Source organism: Streptomyces bugieae (assembly GCF_036352915.1).
In the GTDB taxonomy this organism is placed as follows: domain Bacteria; phylum Actinomycetota; class Actinomycetes; order Streptomycetales; family Streptomycetaceae; genus Streptomyces; species Streptomyces endophytica.
The window spans coordinates 1-481 of the sequence record NZ_JAZBJP010000112.1 but is presented as its reverse complement, the minus strand read 5'-3'; the positions used below and the strand labels follow the sequence as shown (position 1 = coordinate 481).

Sequence of the window (481 nt, the reverse complement as noted above, 5' to 3'; positions counted from 1 at the left end):
CTTCATCAGCGCCGCCGCCTGCGGCTACGCGCTGACGGCGGCGCTGATGAAGGACGCGATGGCGCATCTGGGCCCGGACGGCGGGGTTGTCGCGCTGCTGACGTCGTGGCAGCTGTACGCGACGGCGGCGGCCGGGGTCGGTGCCCTCTTCCTGCTCCAGAACGCCCAGCACGCGGGGAGCCTGGTGGCGGTGCAGCCGATGCTGACGCTCGGGGACGCGCTGATCAGCATCCTGTACGGGGTGACGCTCTTCGAGGAGGAGCTGCGCACCGGCTGGTGGCTGCTGCCGGAGCTGGCGGGGCTGGGGCTGATCGCCGCGGGCTGTGTGGTGCTGGCCCGCTCGTCCCTGGCCACCGACACGCTCGCACCGCAGCCGCCCCCGCCTCGGGCCGGCTGAGGGAGCCGGGGGTCAGACCCGGTCGGCCGGGGTGACCCGCTCGTCCTCCCGTACGGGCGCGGGCGGGGTGCCGTCGCCGAAGTC

At 74.8% G+C, this 481-nt stretch carries 1 protein-coding gene; it reads left to right on the top strand.

The window, feature by feature from the left end; translation table 11 throughout:
- The coding region (locus V2J85_RS40425) for a DMT family protein (protein ID WP_474064977.1) at positions 1-397 on the top strand (397 nt) is incomplete at its 5' end.
- Between the last annotated feature and the right edge of the window lie 84 nt (positions 398-481).